Raw genomic sequence first — 16,040 nt, 5'->3', positions numbered from 1 at the left:
TTTATGACAAACGCAATTATTGAAAAAGCAAAAGAACGTTTCGCCCACTCACATGAGTCATTGGCCCGTGAATTTGGATCTATCCGTGCAGGTCGTGCCAATGCATCACTTCTTGACCGCATCACTGTAGAATACTATGGTGCTCCAACACCACTTAACCAATTGGCTTCAATCACCGTTCCTGAAGCACGTGTCCTTTTGATTTCACCATTTGATAAAGGCTCAATTGCTGATATCGAACGTGCTATCAACGAATCTGACCTTGGTATTAACCCAGCTAACGACGGTTCTGTTGTACGCTTGGTTATCCCAGCACTTACAGAAGAAACACGTAAAGAGTTGGCTAAAGAAGTGAAAAAAGTCGGCGAAAATGCTAAAATTGCTATCCGTAACATCCGCCGTGATGCTATGGATGAAGCTAAGAAGCAAGAAAAAGACAAAGAAATCACAGAAGATCAATTGAAAGCTTTGGAAAAGGATATCCAAAAAGCAACTGATGATGCTGTTAAGAAGATTGACAGCATGACAGCAGAAAAGGAAAAAGAACTCCTTACTGTTTAATCAATAGAAAAATAAGGAGAGTGGGACAGAAGCAAAAGAGCATGGACTATGTTAGCTTCCTTGTCCGACTCTCTTTTTAGAGGAAAAAAGATGAATACATTACTTGGAACAATCATTACTGCACTAGTAGCTGATGAAAATGACAAATTTTACTTTGTTCAAAAGGACGGTGTAACTTTTGCCTTGTCTAAAGAAGAAGGGGAGCACGCTATTGGTGACATGGTGACAGGTTTCGCCTACACAGACAGCAAGCAAAAATCACGTCTAACGCAAAAAGAAATCAAAGCCACTCGTGATTCCTATGATTGGGGAGAAGTTACTGAAGTCCGCAAGGATTTGGGTGTTTTTGTAGACGTAGGAATTCCAGATAAGGAAATCGTAGTCTCTTTAGATGTTTTACCTGAACTCAAAGAGCTTTGGCCTAAGAAAGGTGACAAACTCTATATCAAACTCGATGTTGATAAAAAGGATCGTATTTGGGGACTTCCTGCCGAACCTGAGGTCTTCCAACGTATGGCTGGTCCTGCTTACGATAATATGCAAAACCAAAAATGGCCAGCCATTGCCTACCGTCTCAAACTCTCAGGAACCTTTGTTTATCTACCAGAGAATAACATGCTTGGTTTCATCCATCCATCAGAACGTTATGCGGAGCCACGCTTAGGTCAGGTCCTTGAAGCGCGTGTGATTGGGTTCAGAGAAGTTGACCGTACCCTCAATCTTTCTCTTAAACCACGTTCTTTTGAAATGCTCGGAAATGATTCACAGATGATTTTGACCTATTTAGAGAGCAATGGTGGCTTTATGACACTTAATGACAAGTCATCACCAGCGGATATCAAGGCAACCTTCGGCATTTCTAAGGGACAATTTAAGAAAGCTTTAGGTGGTCTGATGAAGGCAAAAAAAATCAAACAAGATCAGTTTGGAACTGAATTAATCGGTTAGGAGAAGGTATGAGAAAATCCTTTTATACTTGGCTCATGGCCCAGCGTAATCCCAAATCAAATGAACCAGTAGCAATCTTGGCTGACTTGGCTTTTGAAGATTCAACCTTTCCTAAACATACAGATGACTTCGAAGAAGTCAGTCGCTACCTGGAAGATCAAGCTAGTTTCTCATTTAATCTTGGTCAGTTTGATCAGATTTGGGAAGACTATCTTGCTCATTAATAGCGACTAAGTCTAGGATAAGCAAAAAGACTCTTAGCATTTTCTTTTAAAAGCAGTTACCATTTGAGCTAGATGAATTGTTACAATTTTTTACAAATATCTCAGCTGTTTTTCAATAAATTAGGCTTGTTACAACTAGTTAGTAATTGCTTTAAAGTGCAGTAAATCACCCCTTTTTTGACAAAAAGTGTGGTATCATTGTAGATGTTAAAATTGTTAAAAAAGGAATGAATTATACATGTTATCAAAATCTAAAACAACAAAGGCACTTCTTTACTCGACCGCAGCACTTTCACTTTTTGCTGCAAGTCACGTACATGCCGATGAAACTTCAAACTGGGCAGCTCGTTCAGTAGATCAAATCAAAGCAGACATCGCTGTAAGTGACAACCAACAAACTTATACAGTTCAATACGGTGATACTTTGGGAAGTATCGCTGAAGCAATGGGTATCGATGTGAATGTTTTGGCTAACATCAATCAAATCACAAACATTGATTTGATTTACCCTGGAACAGTCTTGACAGCAACTTACAATGCTGATAATCAAGCTGTCTCTGTTAAAGTTGAAGCTCCAGCTTCAGAAACATCAACTACACCTGTAGTTGCAGAAGCTAATTTGACAACTAACGAAGTGACTGTCAATGGTCAATCTGTAGTTGCAGCGGACTTGACAGCTCCAGTTGAAACAGTAAGCACAACAGCTACTCAAGCACCTGCTACAGAAGAATCAACTCAAGCTGTTTCAGAAGTAACAGAAGCTATCGCTTCAGCATCAGAAGCACCAGCATACGCAGAAACTGAACAACCAGTTGCTGATGCTATTGATCATGTCACTGCGTCAGCAGAGGCTACACCTGAAGCAGAAACTACTCCAGCTGCTGAAACACCAGCACAACCTGAAGTAAAAGAAGAAGCTCCAGCGGCAGAACCAGCAGCAACATCAGAAGCGTCTTCAGAAGCACCAGCGACTTCAGAAGCACCAGCAGAGCAACCAGCAGCAACATCAGAAGCTGCTTCAGAGGCACCAGCTGCTTCAGAAGCACCAGCAGAACAGCCAGCGGTAGAACCAGCAGCAACATCAGAAGTGGCATCAGAGGCACCAGCGGCTTCAGAGGCACCAGCAGCACAACCCGCATCAACAAATACACTTCCAACGGATCCACACCTTCAACCACAAGCTGAAGCTTTCCGTCAAGATGTAGCAGCACAATTCGGTCTTACTGACATCGGTGGTTACCGTGAAGGTGACCCACAAGACCATGGTAAAGGACTTGCCGTTGACGTTATGGTACCAGTTGGTTCAGAAGTTGGTAATCAAGTCGCTCAATATGCTGTAGACAATATCTCAAATGCAGGTATTTCATATGTCATCTACAGACAACAATTCTACGCACCAGTAGATAATATCTACGGACCAGCTAACACATGGAACCAAATGCCAGACCGTGGTAGCGTTACTGAAAACCACTATGACCATGTTCACGTGTCATTTAATGAATAAGTCAGAATAATAAAAAGTCACGCCTGGCGTGATTTTTTTGATATAATGGAGAAAAAGACGAAAGAAAGAGGAACTCTATTTGCAAGAGTATTCTGTTGAAATTACCCTAAATCACCCAGATGATGTCTTGTCACTTTTTGGGACCAATGAGCGCCATCTAAAACTTATTGAAGAAAACCTAAATGTTATCATTCATGCTCGAACAGAGCGTGTGCAGATCCTTGGAGATGACGAGGAAAGTGTTGAATTGGCTCGTTTGACCATTCAAGCCCTCCTTGTTTTGGTGGAGCGTGGAATGTTAGTCAACACCTCAGATGTTGTTGCAGCCTTAACCATGGCTCAAGATGGTTCGATTGACAAATTTGTTGCCCTTTACGAAGAAGAAATTATTAAAGACCATAGTGGCAAACCAATCCGAGTGAAGACCTTGGGGCAAAAGGTTTATGTTGATAGCATTAAAAACCATGATGTGGTCTTTGGGATTGGTCCAGCTGGTACAGGGAAGACTTTTTTGGCGGTTACCCTTGCGGTTACAGCTCTTAAACGTGGTCAAGTTAAACGTATAGTTTTGACACGTCCAGCAGTTGAGGCGGGTGAGAGCCTTGGTTTCTTGCCTGGTGATCTCAAGGAAAAGGTGGATCCTTACCTTCGGCCTGTTTATGATGCCCTTTATCAAATTCTCGGCAAGGAGCAGACGACCCGACTTATGGAACGTGAAATTATTGAGATTGCCCCCCTCGCTTATATGCGTGGTCGTACCCTAGAGGATGCCTTTGTTATCCTTGATGAAGCACAAAATACAACCATCATGCAAATGAAAATGTTCTTGACTCGTCTTGGTTTTAATTCTAAGATGATTGTCAATGGGGACATGAGTCAGATTGACTTGCCACGTCGTGTTAAATCAGGCCTGATTGATGCCATGGAGAAATTAAAGGGAATCAAGGCTATTGATTTTGTTCACTTCTCTGCTAGTGATGTCGTACGTCACCCAGTAGTAGCTGATATCATTAATGCTTATGAAAAAGATGCACCTAAGTTTGATCTTGAGAAAAAATCAGAAGAATCAGACCAGGCTAAAGAAGTAGTATCAGGATTGACCGAATACCCAGTCATTGGTGCTGAGGATCTTAAAAAGTAAATAGCTGAAAAGAGGTTTGAGAGTATGAGTTCTCAACCTCTTTTTCTTTGGTAGTCAAGTCACAGATTTCCTCTCTATTTTTGGTAAAATAGTATTAAAGAGTAGGCTAATATGAAGGGGAGAGGTATGATTAAGGCAAAAAAATGGAAGATTGCTATCATTGTATTGCTTGGACTTGTTGCGACAGTCTTGATAGCCATAGGAGAGGGAAGATTTTGGAAGTATCAAGAGAACTATATTCCAGATGGTACCTATCAGATGATAAAATACGAGGATAAATCGGCATATTCCAATGAATTGATAAATAGGACTGAGCGGGGAGAGAATAATGATAGCTTATATGAGGATTTTATAGTTGTTGAGAATATGAAATCTCAATTTTATTATGTTTTTGTGGGAGATGGGGAATCTTTTGTCTCACCATTTGAGCACGATGAAAAGCTCCCACAGACTTTTGACCCACGTACAGGGACTTTGAAACAGGATTTAACAGTTTCTGAATATAAAGCTCTAGTGATTTCTCATATTGATAAGATTTCTAAAAAGGGAGAGGAGTACTCAAACGTAAAGGAAGTATCTGTCCAAAGGTGTGTAGATGATTATAAAAAAATGTTGAAGCAAAAAAGAACTTATGAAAAGCGCCCTAATGGTCTCGTTCTGACTGTTTATACTAATGATGGACATATTGAGTCGCGTAGAACTTTTAAACGATTGAGCTCAGAGGAAGCCAAAGGGGTCAAAAGTGGTTATGATAGGGATTATGAGTATGCCTTGAAGTATTATAATTATTCAAGGCATGATGGGGATTATCTCATCTGGCGCTGATCCACTTATCGTGCAAGCGCCTCTTTACTATCAAGAATCATAGCCTAATGTTTTATTAAAAAACCTTACAGTCTTTATGATAATTGTCAAATACTATTTCACCATTTATTTTGGTACAATAGAACGGTAGACCAATAAAAAAGGAGATTATTATGAACCAGCAAGAGTGGATTGAGTACTTTGAATTAGTCAACGGTCGCAAACCAACTCCCGCAGAGTTAGCTCAAGCTCAAGCAGCAGGCGAGTTTATCCTTGAACGACCTAACCCTAACGTCTTTGGCTCAAATGGACAGGCGACGGAGCAAAGACCGATTAAGCCAGCTGAACCTGTGATAACGATGACACAGCAGCCTCAGTTTGCACAAACAACAGCAACCTTCCAACAAGTCGTACCTGCTAAAAAAGGTATGTCTAAGAAAACTAAGATTATTTTGGCGTCAGTCTTGGGTGCTGTGGCAGTGATTTTACTTTCTGTTGGTGGCTATTCATTATGGCGTTATCAGTCAGGAAAAATTGTAGATGGAACCTATGAAGTAGTTTCTTTCTCTCGTTATGATGAAGACAAAGATAAAATGGTTGATGGCATAGATGAATACAAGGACGAAGGTTTGGACTTGCAGTCTTTTGTAGTTGTAAAGAATAATCAATCTAGAACCTACAATTTAGTAGAGAGTGACAATAAATCATATGTTAGTTTGATGGACTATGAGACAGATGTTCCTCAGGTATTTGATCCGTGGAATAGAACAGAGAGTCAAGTTTTAGATGCGGATCAAGTCGAAGATGTCACAAAAGACTTCATGAAAAAGATGAGAAAAGACTATTCGTTTTATACCAAAGAGGAAGCTGACAAAGTCGTTAAAAAAACAACAAGAGAATATAAAGATACCTTGAAGGAAAAACGTACCTATGTCAAGCATGGCGATGAATACACTCTGACTACTTATGATAAAAAAGGGAAGCTTCAGTCACGTATTACTTATAAACGTATGAGTAAGGGAGACGCTGAGGAGCGCTGGGATGACTATAAGGATGCCATCAAAGATTATAAGAAAGATTTGAAGACTTATAGTGATCAATATGATGACTTCAAGGATTACTATGATTATGGTTATGGCTACAATTATGGCTATGGTTATGGTAATGACTATGGCTATGGTAATAGCGATGACTATGGTAGTGGTTCTAAATCAGGCTCTGACGATAGTAAAAGTAGTAAAAAATCTAGTGATAAAATCTAATCACCCAATGATGTAAATGAGTAAAGTGGTACGAGAAGGAGAGCCAAAACTCCATTCTGGTATCGCTTTTCTTTATATGGAAATAATCAAATAGCCTTGGAGTCTTTTTTCTGTTAGAATGGAAGTATCAATGAAAAAGGGGACTTTTATGAACGAAAAAGAGTGGTTAGATTATTTCGAAACAATCAATAATCGTAAGCCGACAGAGGAAGAAATCCAACAAGCAAAAGCTAATGGGGAATTTATTTCTCAAGAGGCTAAGGACGAGGGTGTTAATCCACAGCAAGCTCAGTTGAGTGACCAAGTGACACAAGCCGTTTCACAAGTTGCTCCTGCTAAGACAGGCTTGTCTAAGAAAGCTAAAATTATTATTGCTTCTGTAGTGGGGGCGATTGTCCTAGTGGCACTTTCATTTGGTGGCTATGCATTTATGCACCTGCAAAGCGGTAAAATACCTGAAGGAACCTATCTACTTGAAACTTATCGCTTTTACCATAAAGATAAGAAGAAAATGGTTGATGGTATGGAATCTTTCAAGGAAAGTGGCCTAGAGGCTCATGATTTTGTTAAAGTCAAAGGTAACAATGTTAAATTTTATTTTTATACCTTAGCTGGCGGGAACAATCTGGTTGACTTTACAGACTATGATACTGACGAAGCATACCGTCCAGATGCTTGGTCTAGAACGCTTAAACCAAACATGTCACTATCTGAATATTCGAAAGTCATTGACCAGGCAGTAGATAATCAATACAAAATAAGTGAATATCGAACTCAGGCTGATAACGATGAAAGTAAAAAGATTTACGTTAAATCCTACAAAGAATCTCTTGAAGAAACCGTTCGATACAAGGTTAAGGGTAATAAATTGATTGTCACTACTTATAATAAGAAAGGCAAACTTACAGAAGAAAGAAGTTTCAAACGCCTATCAGAGGATGACGTGAAGAAATTAGATTATGACTATGAACGTGATGTTAGAGCGGATAAAAAGCTCTTTCAAAACTAGTAATGTTTAAAACCAGCTTAGCTGGTTTTTTTAGTGTCCAAAACGTGCTATAATAAGATGTTATATCATCAGTGTTAGCCCATTTGTTAACATATGAAAGGAAATTAAAATGACAAAAACATTCTACATCACAACACCTATCTACTACCCATCTGGTAAATTGCATATTGGTTCTGCTTATACAACTATTGCTTGTGACGTCTTGGCACGTTACAAACGTATGATGAACTATGATGTCTTCTACCTTACTGGGCTTGATGAACACGGCCAAAAGATTCAACAAAAGGCTGAAGAAGCAGGAATCACACCACAAGAGTATGTGGACGGTATGGCTGTTGGTGTTAAGGACCTCTGGCAACTTTTGGATATCTCATACGATAAATTCATCCGTACGACTGATGATTACCATGAAAAAGTTGTTGCTCAAGTTTTCGAGCGTCTCTTGGAACAAGGAGATATCTACCTTGGTGAATACTCAGGATGGTATTCAGTTTCAGATGAAGAATTTTTCACTGAAAGTCAGTTGGCAGAAGTTTACCGTGATGAAGAAGGTAATGTCATTGGCGGGGTAGCTCCATCAGGACATGAAGTAGAGCTTGTTTCTGAAGAATCATATTTCTTTAAACTTAGTAACTACGCAGACCGTTTGACTGCCTTCTTTAAAGAACATCCAGAATTTATCCAACCTGATGGTCGTATGAATGAAATGCTTAAAAACTTCATCGAGCCAGGCTTGGAAGACTTGGCTGTGTCACGTACAACCTTTACCTGGGGAGTAAAAGTACCATCAGATCCAAAACACGTGGTTTATGTGTGGATTGATGCTCTTATCAACTATATCACTGCCCTTGGTTATGGTCAGGATGAGCATGGTAACTTTGATTTATTCTGGCAAAATGATGAAAACCACGAAATCATCCACATGATTGGTAAGGATATCCTTCGTTTCCACTCAATCTACTGGCCAATCATCCTTATGGCTCTTGATTTGCCATTGCCTACACGTCTTGTTGCCCACGGTTGGTTCGTCATGAAAGATGGTAAGATGTCTAAGTCTAAAGGAAACGTGATTTATCCAGAAATGTTGGTAGAGCGTTTTGGTCTTGATCCACTCCGTTACTACCTCATGCGTAGTCTTCCAGTCGGTTCAGATGGCACCTTCACACCAGAAGACTACGTGGCTCGTATTAACTACGAATTGGCTAACGACCTTGGAAACCTCCTCAACCGTACAGTTGCCATGATTAACAAGTATTTCGGTGGTCAAGTGCCTGCCTATGTTGAGAACGTTACAGACTTTGATGCTGATTTGGCTAAGGTTGTGGCTGAAAATATCGAAGAGTTCCACAAACAAATGAACGCTGTAGATTTCCCACGTGCCTTGGACGCCGTTTGGAATATCATTTCACGTACCAATAAGTATATTGATGAAACAGCTCCATGGGTCCTTGCAAAAGAAGATGGTGACAAGGAACAATTGGCAGCGGTCATGGCTCACTTGGCAGCTAGTCTTCGTGTGGTAGCCCACCTCATCCAACCATTTATGATGACAACTTCAAATGCCATCATGGAACAACTTGGTTTGCCAGTAACATTTGACCTTGAAAATCTTGAACTTTCAGGCTTCCCAGAGAATGTGACAGTCGTTTCAAAAGGAACTCCAATCTTTCCACGTCTGGACATGGATGAAGAGATTGCCTACATCCAATCTCAAATGAACGCAGGCAAACCTCAAGAGAAGGAATGGAACCCAGAAGAGGTTGAACTTAAGTCTGAAAAAGACCAAATCAAATTTGATGACTTTGACAAGGTTGAAATCCGTGTCGCTGAAGTTAAAGAAGTAGAAAAAGTCGAAGGTTCAGACAAATTGCTTCGCTTCCGTCTTGACGCTGGTGACGGTGAAGATCGTCAAATTCTCTCAGGTATCGCTAAATTCTATCCAAACGAACAAGAGTTGGTCGGCAAGAAACTTCAAGTCGTGGCTAATCTCAAACCACGTAAGATGATGAAAAAATATGTCAGCCAAGGTATGATTCTTTCCGCAGAACATGACGGAAAACTCACTGTCTTGACAGTAGATCCATCGGTTCCAAACGGAAGTGTGATTGGGTAAAATATCATAAAAAATAGTTTTTCAATTTTTTGAATTGGGAAACTGTTTTTTACTAATCTTCAGTTGTGAGTAAAGCGCTTGAAACAGATCTTTGTTGAGTGATCGAAAGTTTTGCTTCCTTAAAACCGGAAATCATCTACTCTTAAGGAAAGTCTTAAGAGGACTTGTTGTATAAGAAAACGAGTTCAGTCGAACTCGTTTTTTTTATACACTATATTTCAATAAATGTTTAATGCGTTCCACACTTTCATCAGGTCCATAAGCATTTGGGTATCGGTCTAGTTTACTGATAGCGTCAAGGTCTGCTTGGTCAAGGTGAAAGTCGAAGCTATTAAAGTTTTCCTTCATCCGTTCGATATGGGTACTTTTAGGAATGGTCAAAATCCCTTGTTGGGTTTGCCATCTGAGAATGACCTGGGCAACTGTCTTGCCATGTTTTTCAGCAATAGCAGTTAGAGTTGGGTCCTGAAAAATACCATCCTCTCCTCTATGAAAAGGAGCCCAGGCTTGCGTTAGGGTACCAAATTCCTTATCGGCTTTCTGGATCAGTTTGTGTTGTTTATAGGGATGCAACTCGATTTGATTGACTGCTGGAATGACCGGTGTTTGCAAGGCAAAATCCGCCAAACGCCCTGTTGAGAAGTTAGAAACACCAATGGCTCTAATAAGTTCTTCATGCTTAAGCTCAATCATAGCACGCCAGGCACCATGTAAGTCGCCAAAAGGTTGATGAATCAAATATAAATCAAGATAGTCAGTATCTAGTTTGCGAAGTGTTTCTTTTAGGGCTAATTTGGTATCTTCGTAGCCAAGCTGGCTAATCCAGGCCTTACTAGTCAGGAAAATATCCTCGCGAGGGATACCAGATGCCTTAATGGCACGTCCCACGGCTTCCTCATTTCGATAAAGGCTAGCAGTATCAATCAATCGATAGCCTACAGAAAGAGCGTCTTCAACGGCTTTTTGACATTCTTTTTGATCGAAAATTTGCCAGACACCAAAACCAAGTACGGGTATTTTGATGCCATTATTAAGTGTTTGAAATTCCATTTTCTTCTCCTTAGTGGTGGGGTAGTAAGCTATCCTGAATTTCCTCGATAAATGCTTGAATAATTGCGTATTGTTTCTGTTTATTATTGGTCACAAAACCCAAGGTGTGCTTTGGACTGTTCTTTAGTGGAAGTAAAACAATTTGGTCCTTAATGAAACTATTAACAATACCGAGACCAGAAGCGTAACTATCTGAGGCACAGAGCAGATTCATAACACTGCCTCGGTCATTACTGTAAATTACTTGTTGGTCAGGCAGAACCTCGAGAGGATCTTCGTCAAAATGGATTCCAGAGCTTTCTTGACGAAAGCGGACCTGTGGGTATCCCTCTAAATCTTTGAGATTGAGGGATTTTTTGTGAGCTAGGGGATGTTGGCGACCTAAGAAAATCTTAGTTTCAAACTCTCCAAGTGGGGTGAAAGTCAGATCCATGTGTTGGAAACTGCGTTCAAGGATATGGTCATTGTCTTCATCTAGATAAATAATCCCCAGGTCACTTTCGAAGCTCTCAACGCTTTTGAGAATCTTCCTAGTCGTTGTTTCAATCAGTTGAAATTCTTGATAATCACTACGAAAACGTTGGGCAATGTGAGCCATTGGAAGTGATAAGAAATCGTAGTGGTGACTGGCAACAGTGAATGATTTCTTGAATGATTTACGGTAACGTCCTTCTAGGAGATCTAACTCTCCAAGAATACGTTTGGCGTATTTGAGAAAATCATGACCGTCATCAGTTAGTTTAGCTCCTGTATTGGAACGTTCAAAGAGTTGGACACCAAGTTCTTCCTCTAAGTCACGGATGGATGCTGAGAGATTAGGCTGAGTCAAAAAGAGTTTTTTAGCAGCCTTACTAAAAGACCCTGTTTCAGCGATAGTCTGAACATAGCGACATTGTTGAAAATTCATAAGCATCCCCTTTGAAAAATATGATTGTAGGTCATATTATAACAAAATGAGAAGTCTAAAATCAGCAAAATTCTGATAGGAATAGATGAAGACCTGATATGAAATTTCTATGATTAAATCGTTTTAGGAGTAATTATGGAAATTGAGATAAGTCGTAAGAAAGCAGTTCTGATAAATGAAAAAACTGCATCCACAGGTTAGACACTGAAAATCTAACTTATGGGATGCAGTTTGAAATATTAGTCATTAAGATATCTAATGGCTTTCAATTTTTTAGGACGAATAAGGAAGAGTCCAAGGGCAATTAAAGGTAGCCAGAAAATGAAATTCCAGATACTTGTAGCTGGTGCAGCCTGTGTTGATTGCGAGATAAGGACACTGCCAAAATCAATCAAAAAGTGCAGAATAATAGTCCACCACAGGCTACCAGTACGTAAGTAAATAGCCGCATAGAATATACCTATAGCTGTCGCATAATAAACCTGAAACAGAGTAGCATTCAAGGGTTGATGAGTGAGATTTACAAGATGAGCCAACCCAAAGGATAAGGCAGATAGGAGAACGACACCTAAAACCTGTTTTGAAGATTTAACACCATCTTGGAAGGCGATTTTAAGGAAGAGTCCGCGAGAAACATATTCCTCGAAAAAACCAGCCCCTAAGGCAATAGTCAAGGCAGTTCCTATCATGTGAGGTGCCTTAATGATACCAAAAGCACCCGCAGAAAGATAGAAGAAATCTGCTAAAAGAACCAACCAACATACACTTAAGGTTTCAGACCAACTGATCTTTTTAGTTGATTTTATTTTTAATCCTAGTCGCTTATGGACTAGGAAATAGTAGCCACACCCTAGGCCTAGTGTCTTTATGAGAAAGGCTATCTCCTCTGGCAGTGGCTTAAGAAGCAAACGAAGTACAAGGTTCGCAAAAATAATACTAACCCCAAAAAGGATCAGTGTCCTAGTTTCTTTTTTTGTCATTGAAAAGTCCCCCAACTTTCTTAACATTTTTTTCAAGCATACGACGAAAAACGACTAAAGTCAAGGACTTGAAGGTGTTTTTTATGTGTTTTTAGTTATGAAGAGGCCGGTTCTTGATGACCTGCTTCTAATAGAAAGCCTATTCTATCGTTGAAACAGTTTATTATGAGAAAAAAATGAACGGCTGTAAGAAAGTAATAAGTGAAAACTCTGTAAAATCCTTACGAATTATAATTAATTGTAAAGAAATGATTAAATTATAACAAAAGTGTGTCAAATTTTAAAAACATGTAGCAAATATATAATATTTTTTTCAGAAAGCTATTGCCAAATTTTGAAAATCACGGTAGTATATTAAACGGTGAAGAAAATAGGTTAATAAAATGTTAACCAAGAAGGAGAAAGTGTAAATGAAAGTCAATCCATTTAAAACAACATTGTATTCAAGCGTATTGCTTGCAGGACTCGCGGCTACAAGCGTAGCAGCTGCGGATGAAGCTAAAGATGTAACAGCAACTACTGATACTGATGCAACCGTATCAAATACGGCTGCAGAATCAAGTGCTAACCTTGTTAAAACAACAGGTGATGCAGCAGTTGTTACTACAGTACCTGGAACAGAAGAAAAAACTACTACTGAAACAGATACTACTGTAAAAACAACAACTAAAGCTATTGCTGAAGTTTCAAATCCTGACTTCGATAACGCTGTTGAAGCTGCAACAACGACTGCAGCAGCATCAAAAGATTCTGCTGATGTTAAAGCTGTCCAAGAACAAGCAGCTAAAGATGCTCAAGAAGCTTCAAATACAGTTGTTTCTGAAAATAAATTGACTCGTGAAGAAGCTGATGCAGCTCTTACATCTGCTAAAGCAAATGTTGTTGCAACAGGGGGATTCACAGCTACAGAAGAAGCAGGTGTTAAACACACTAGCGTCGAAGCTGCTAACAATGACAACAAAGTTCAAACAACAGCTTTGACAACTGCGGTTTCAGAATATAAACAAAAACTTGCAGATTACAAGACACAATTGGATAAATACTACCAAGACGTTCTTGCTTATGCTGCTTGGGAAAAATCATACAAAGAGTACACTGGTGGAACAACAGCTCGTCTTTTGACAAAAGGCTTGGCTGAAAATGCTACTGGCTTGATCTATAAAACAGAATCTGATGCTACTATGACTGTTGAAAACTCAGCAGGTTCTGTTGACTACTTGGATAAAACAATCCAATCAGGTCACTCAGTAGATGAAATCCTTGAACAATTCAACACATCTCGTTACATTCCAAGTGACTTTAGTGCAGCTAACGGTACACAATACACTATCAATGCTGACGGTGAATACACTGAAGATGTATGGTTGAAGATGGCTACAGGTCAAACATTGACTGTAACATACAACAACCTAAACGGAACATCATTCAATGGTACTCCAGTTAAGAAAATTGTTGCAACTTACACTTTGGTAGAAACACCAAGTACAGATGGTTCAGCCATTGTTAAGTTGTACCACGATCCAACTAAGACACTTTTCATTGGTTCACAAACTGACGACACTAACAAAAAACTTCACGTTAAGATGAACTTGAACTTCTTTGATTCTGAGTCATCAGTGACACCACTTGATTTGTCTAAGAACGGATCAGTTTTGAGTATCTCTTCACTTAACCACTGGAACACTGAGCTTGGAAACCACATTGAAAAAGTTGGTTTGAATGGTAATGAATACGTTCAAATTCCTGGTTCATCTATCACTTTGCATGAAGATGGTTATGCTTATGCAACAAACGATAACGAATTTGTGGCTAACGGTTCACGCTTTAACAGTGACCCAACAGTGGATCCAACAACTGGTGAAGTTACAGATGAAGGTTGGGATGCGATTAACCCAGACGGAACACCTCGTACGAAGAATGCCTACTATGGTGCTGCTGCAACAATCTTCAAGGGTGAACCAATGGACTTCATCGTAAGCGTAAATAACCTTAACGTTCCAACTGCTTACTGGTTCGCAACTAACTCAACAGTAGTTGTTCCTGAATTGCCAGAAGAACCAAACAAACCAGTTCTTCCAAACACTGTTTCAGCAAAAGTTACTTACCACAAAAACTTTGTATCTGTTGAAGAAACAACTGAGAAACCAAAACCTCAAGTACCAACAACTCCAACAGAACCTACACCAGGTAAACCTGTAACACCAACATCAGTACCTGTAAAAGAAGAAGCTCCAGCTCTTCCAGCTACTGGTGAAAAATCAACAGTAGCTTCTGCAGCAGCAGGTGCAGCTATGGTGACATCAGCTTTGGCCTTGTTCGGTATCTCAACTTACAAACGTAAACACTAAGATAATACATAAAAAAGCTAGGAAAATTTCCTAGTTTTTTTAGTTTGGAAAATCAAGTTAACCAGAAATAATAAAGATGAAATTTTCTGACATTTACTGGAATTACTTGATTTAGACTGAAAAAAGAAAAATAGATATACATTTTCTAATTTTTTCAAAATCGCAACTAAAGCCTATATTATAAGCTTTTCTCTATAGTTAACTATGTGTAAAATAAGGGTGTAAATATTATTTTCAAAAAATATGAAATAAATTAATTGACAAAAAATTATAATACAGTATAATAGATTGTGTTAGGAAGAGTTTGTTTTTTGGCAGGGTGACTCCCTAGTCAAAAAGGACTAGCTTGGAATCTGGAATTCTAAGTTATCAAATTCCAATGTTTCATTGTGATGATTTAAAAAAGAGAAGATTTAAACAGCAAAAAATTAGATTAATCGATTTAAAACATCAGCATCATCGTAGCGGGAGCTAGCGGTATTTTTAATCCGTGTAGAGCAAACGACAGATTCAAAAACAGCAGAATCGGTAGAGACTAATCGTCAAAAGCGAAGAGGGAAAGAAAATAAAGCAGTAACTGCTAATATACCTATCAGAAGGTGGACTAAACCTAATGACTGATAGGTGGTATGTTTTGAGAGTGGCATTTTTAGCCAATACTCTTCTAGAAAATAGTATCTTGTAAGCAGTGCGACGTTCTGCGTAAAGAAGCTAGAGGGAAAGTTCTTCAGATTGACTGACTATCAATCACAAGATACTCTTAACTAGAAACCATTTTGGACCAACACGGTTTTGCGTTTGTTGGTATTGAACTGCACCTAGGGAAATGGTGGTTCAATGTTAGTAAATAAAGACTTTAACTTGTAAAAGTCTAAAAATTGTTTTATCTCATTATCAACTCAAGGATTAAGCTTTTATTGGGATTGCGGAACAAAAGGGTGATAAGCATATTGGGATGATGCTTCAGTGACGGAATTTGACCAGATGTTTGTGAGAGCATCTGTCTATGCTACATTAGCTATTTTTAATGGTTATGTGGGATAGAAACTGTTTTCAAAATCCTGATTCCTAGGAAAATTGGGGGATTTTCCTTGAAGAATTGAGATTGTTGAAAAGAGATCAAATGGACTGAGCGGCACTTGTATCCCAAGGTAAGCAATACACCTATAAACCTAAGTTTCCATACAGC

The 16,040-nt window shown here is 39.2% G+C and carries 13 protein-coding genes; 10 read left to right on the top strand and 3 right to left on the bottom strand.

The window, feature by feature from the left end; translation table 11 throughout:
- Positions 1–3: 3 nt before the first annotated feature.
- From frr to metG, 9 genes are all read left to right on the top strand, one after another.
- Positions 4–561 (top strand): ribosome recycling factor, encoded by a 558-nt coding sequence (gene frr, locus H7U02_RS06020; RefSeq protein ID WP_002885567.1) that lies wholly within the window; start codon positions 4–6, stop codon positions 559–561.
- Between the two features lie 90 nt (positions 562–651).
- Positions 652–1,509, top strand: coding sequence for an RNA-binding virulence regulatory protein CvfB (gene cvfB / locus H7U02_RS06015; RefSeq protein WP_080610280.1), 858 nt, complete (start codon positions 652–654; stop codon positions 1,507–1,509).
- A gap of 8 nt (positions 1,510–1,517) precedes the next feature.
- Entirely contained in the window at positions 1,518–1,733 is a 216-nt protein-coding gene (locus H7U02_RS06010; protein WP_002885591.1) for a YozE family protein, read from the top strand.
- Between the two features lie 238 nt (positions 1,734–1,971).
- Positions 1,972–3,237, top strand: coding sequence for a LysM peptidoglycan-binding domain-containing protein (locus tag H7U02_RS06005; protein WP_110981064.1), 1,266 nt, complete (start codon positions 1,972–1,974; stop codon positions 3,235–3,237).
- Between the two features lie 79 nt (positions 3,238–3,316).
- Positions 3,317–4,378, top strand: a complete 1,062-nt coding sequence (locus H7U02_RS06000; protein ID WP_080610282.1) for a PhoH family protein — start codon at positions 3,317–3,319, stop codon at positions 4,376–4,378.
- A 126-nt stretch (positions 4,379–4,504) separates the two neighbouring features.
- Positions 4,505–5,203, top strand: coding sequence for a hypothetical protein (locus H7U02_RS05995; protein ID WP_080611226.1), 699 nt, complete (start codon positions 4,505–4,507; stop codon positions 5,201–5,203).
- Between the two features lie 152 nt (positions 5,204–5,355).
- Positions 5,356–6,444, top strand: coding sequence for a hypothetical protein (locus H7U02_RS05990; RefSeq protein WP_002885565.1), 1,089 nt, complete (start codon positions 5,356–5,358; stop codon positions 6,442–6,444).
- Positions 6,445–6,574: 130 nt separating this feature from the next.
- Positions 6,575–7,453, top strand: a complete 879-nt coding sequence (locus tag H7U02_RS05985) for a hypothetical protein (RefSeq protein WP_002885540.1) — start codon at positions 6,575–6,577, stop codon at positions 7,451–7,453.
- Between the two features lie 109 nt (positions 7,454–7,562).
- A complete protein-coding gene (metG, locus tag H7U02_RS05980; protein WP_110981063.1) occupies positions 7,563–9,566 on the top strand; it encodes a methionine--tRNA ligase in 2,004 nt (667 codons plus the stop codon).
- Between the two features lie 204 nt (positions 9,567–9,770).
- Here metG and H7U02_RS05975 read toward each other — a convergent pair whose 3' ends face one another.
- From H7U02_RS05975 to H7U02_RS05965, 3 genes are all read right to left on the bottom strand, one after another.
- Positions 9,771–10,616 (bottom strand): aldo/keto reductase, encoded by an 846-nt coding sequence (locus tag H7U02_RS05975; protein WP_084869777.1) that lies wholly within the window; start codon positions 10,614–10,616, stop codon positions 9,771–9,773.
- A 10-nt stretch (positions 10,617–10,626) separates the two neighbouring features.
- A complete protein-coding gene (locus H7U02_RS05970) occupies positions 10,627–11,523 on the bottom strand; it encodes a LysR family transcriptional regulator (RefSeq protein WP_175057081.1) in 897 nt (298 codons plus the stop codon).
- Between the two features lie 239 nt (positions 11,524–11,762).
- Positions 11,763–12,503: a CPBP family intramembrane glutamic endopeptidase gene (locus H7U02_RS05965; protein ID WP_201042945.1), complete on the bottom strand. Its 741-nt coding sequence runs from the start codon at positions 12,501–12,503 to the stop codon at positions 11,763–11,765.
- A gap of 410 nt (positions 12,504–12,913) precedes the next feature.
- Between H7U02_RS05965 and H7U02_RS05960 the strand changes: the two genes are divergently transcribed.
- Complete coding sequence (locus tag H7U02_RS05960; RefSeq protein WP_110981062.1) at positions 12,914–14,851, top strand: GbpC/Spa domain-containing protein; 1,938 nt, start codon at positions 12,914–12,916, stop codon at positions 14,849–14,851.
- Positions 14,852–16,040 lie beyond the last annotated feature (1,189 nt).

It is taken from the genome of Streptococcus sp. 3.1 (genome assembly GCF_016648915.1).
In the GTDB taxonomy this organism is placed as follows: domain Bacteria; phylum Bacillota; class Bacilli; order Lactobacillales; family Streptococcaceae; genus Streptococcus; species Streptococcus salivarius_E.
Note: the sequence above shows the minus strand (reverse complement) of the source record. Positions and strands in the feature narration are given on the sequence as shown.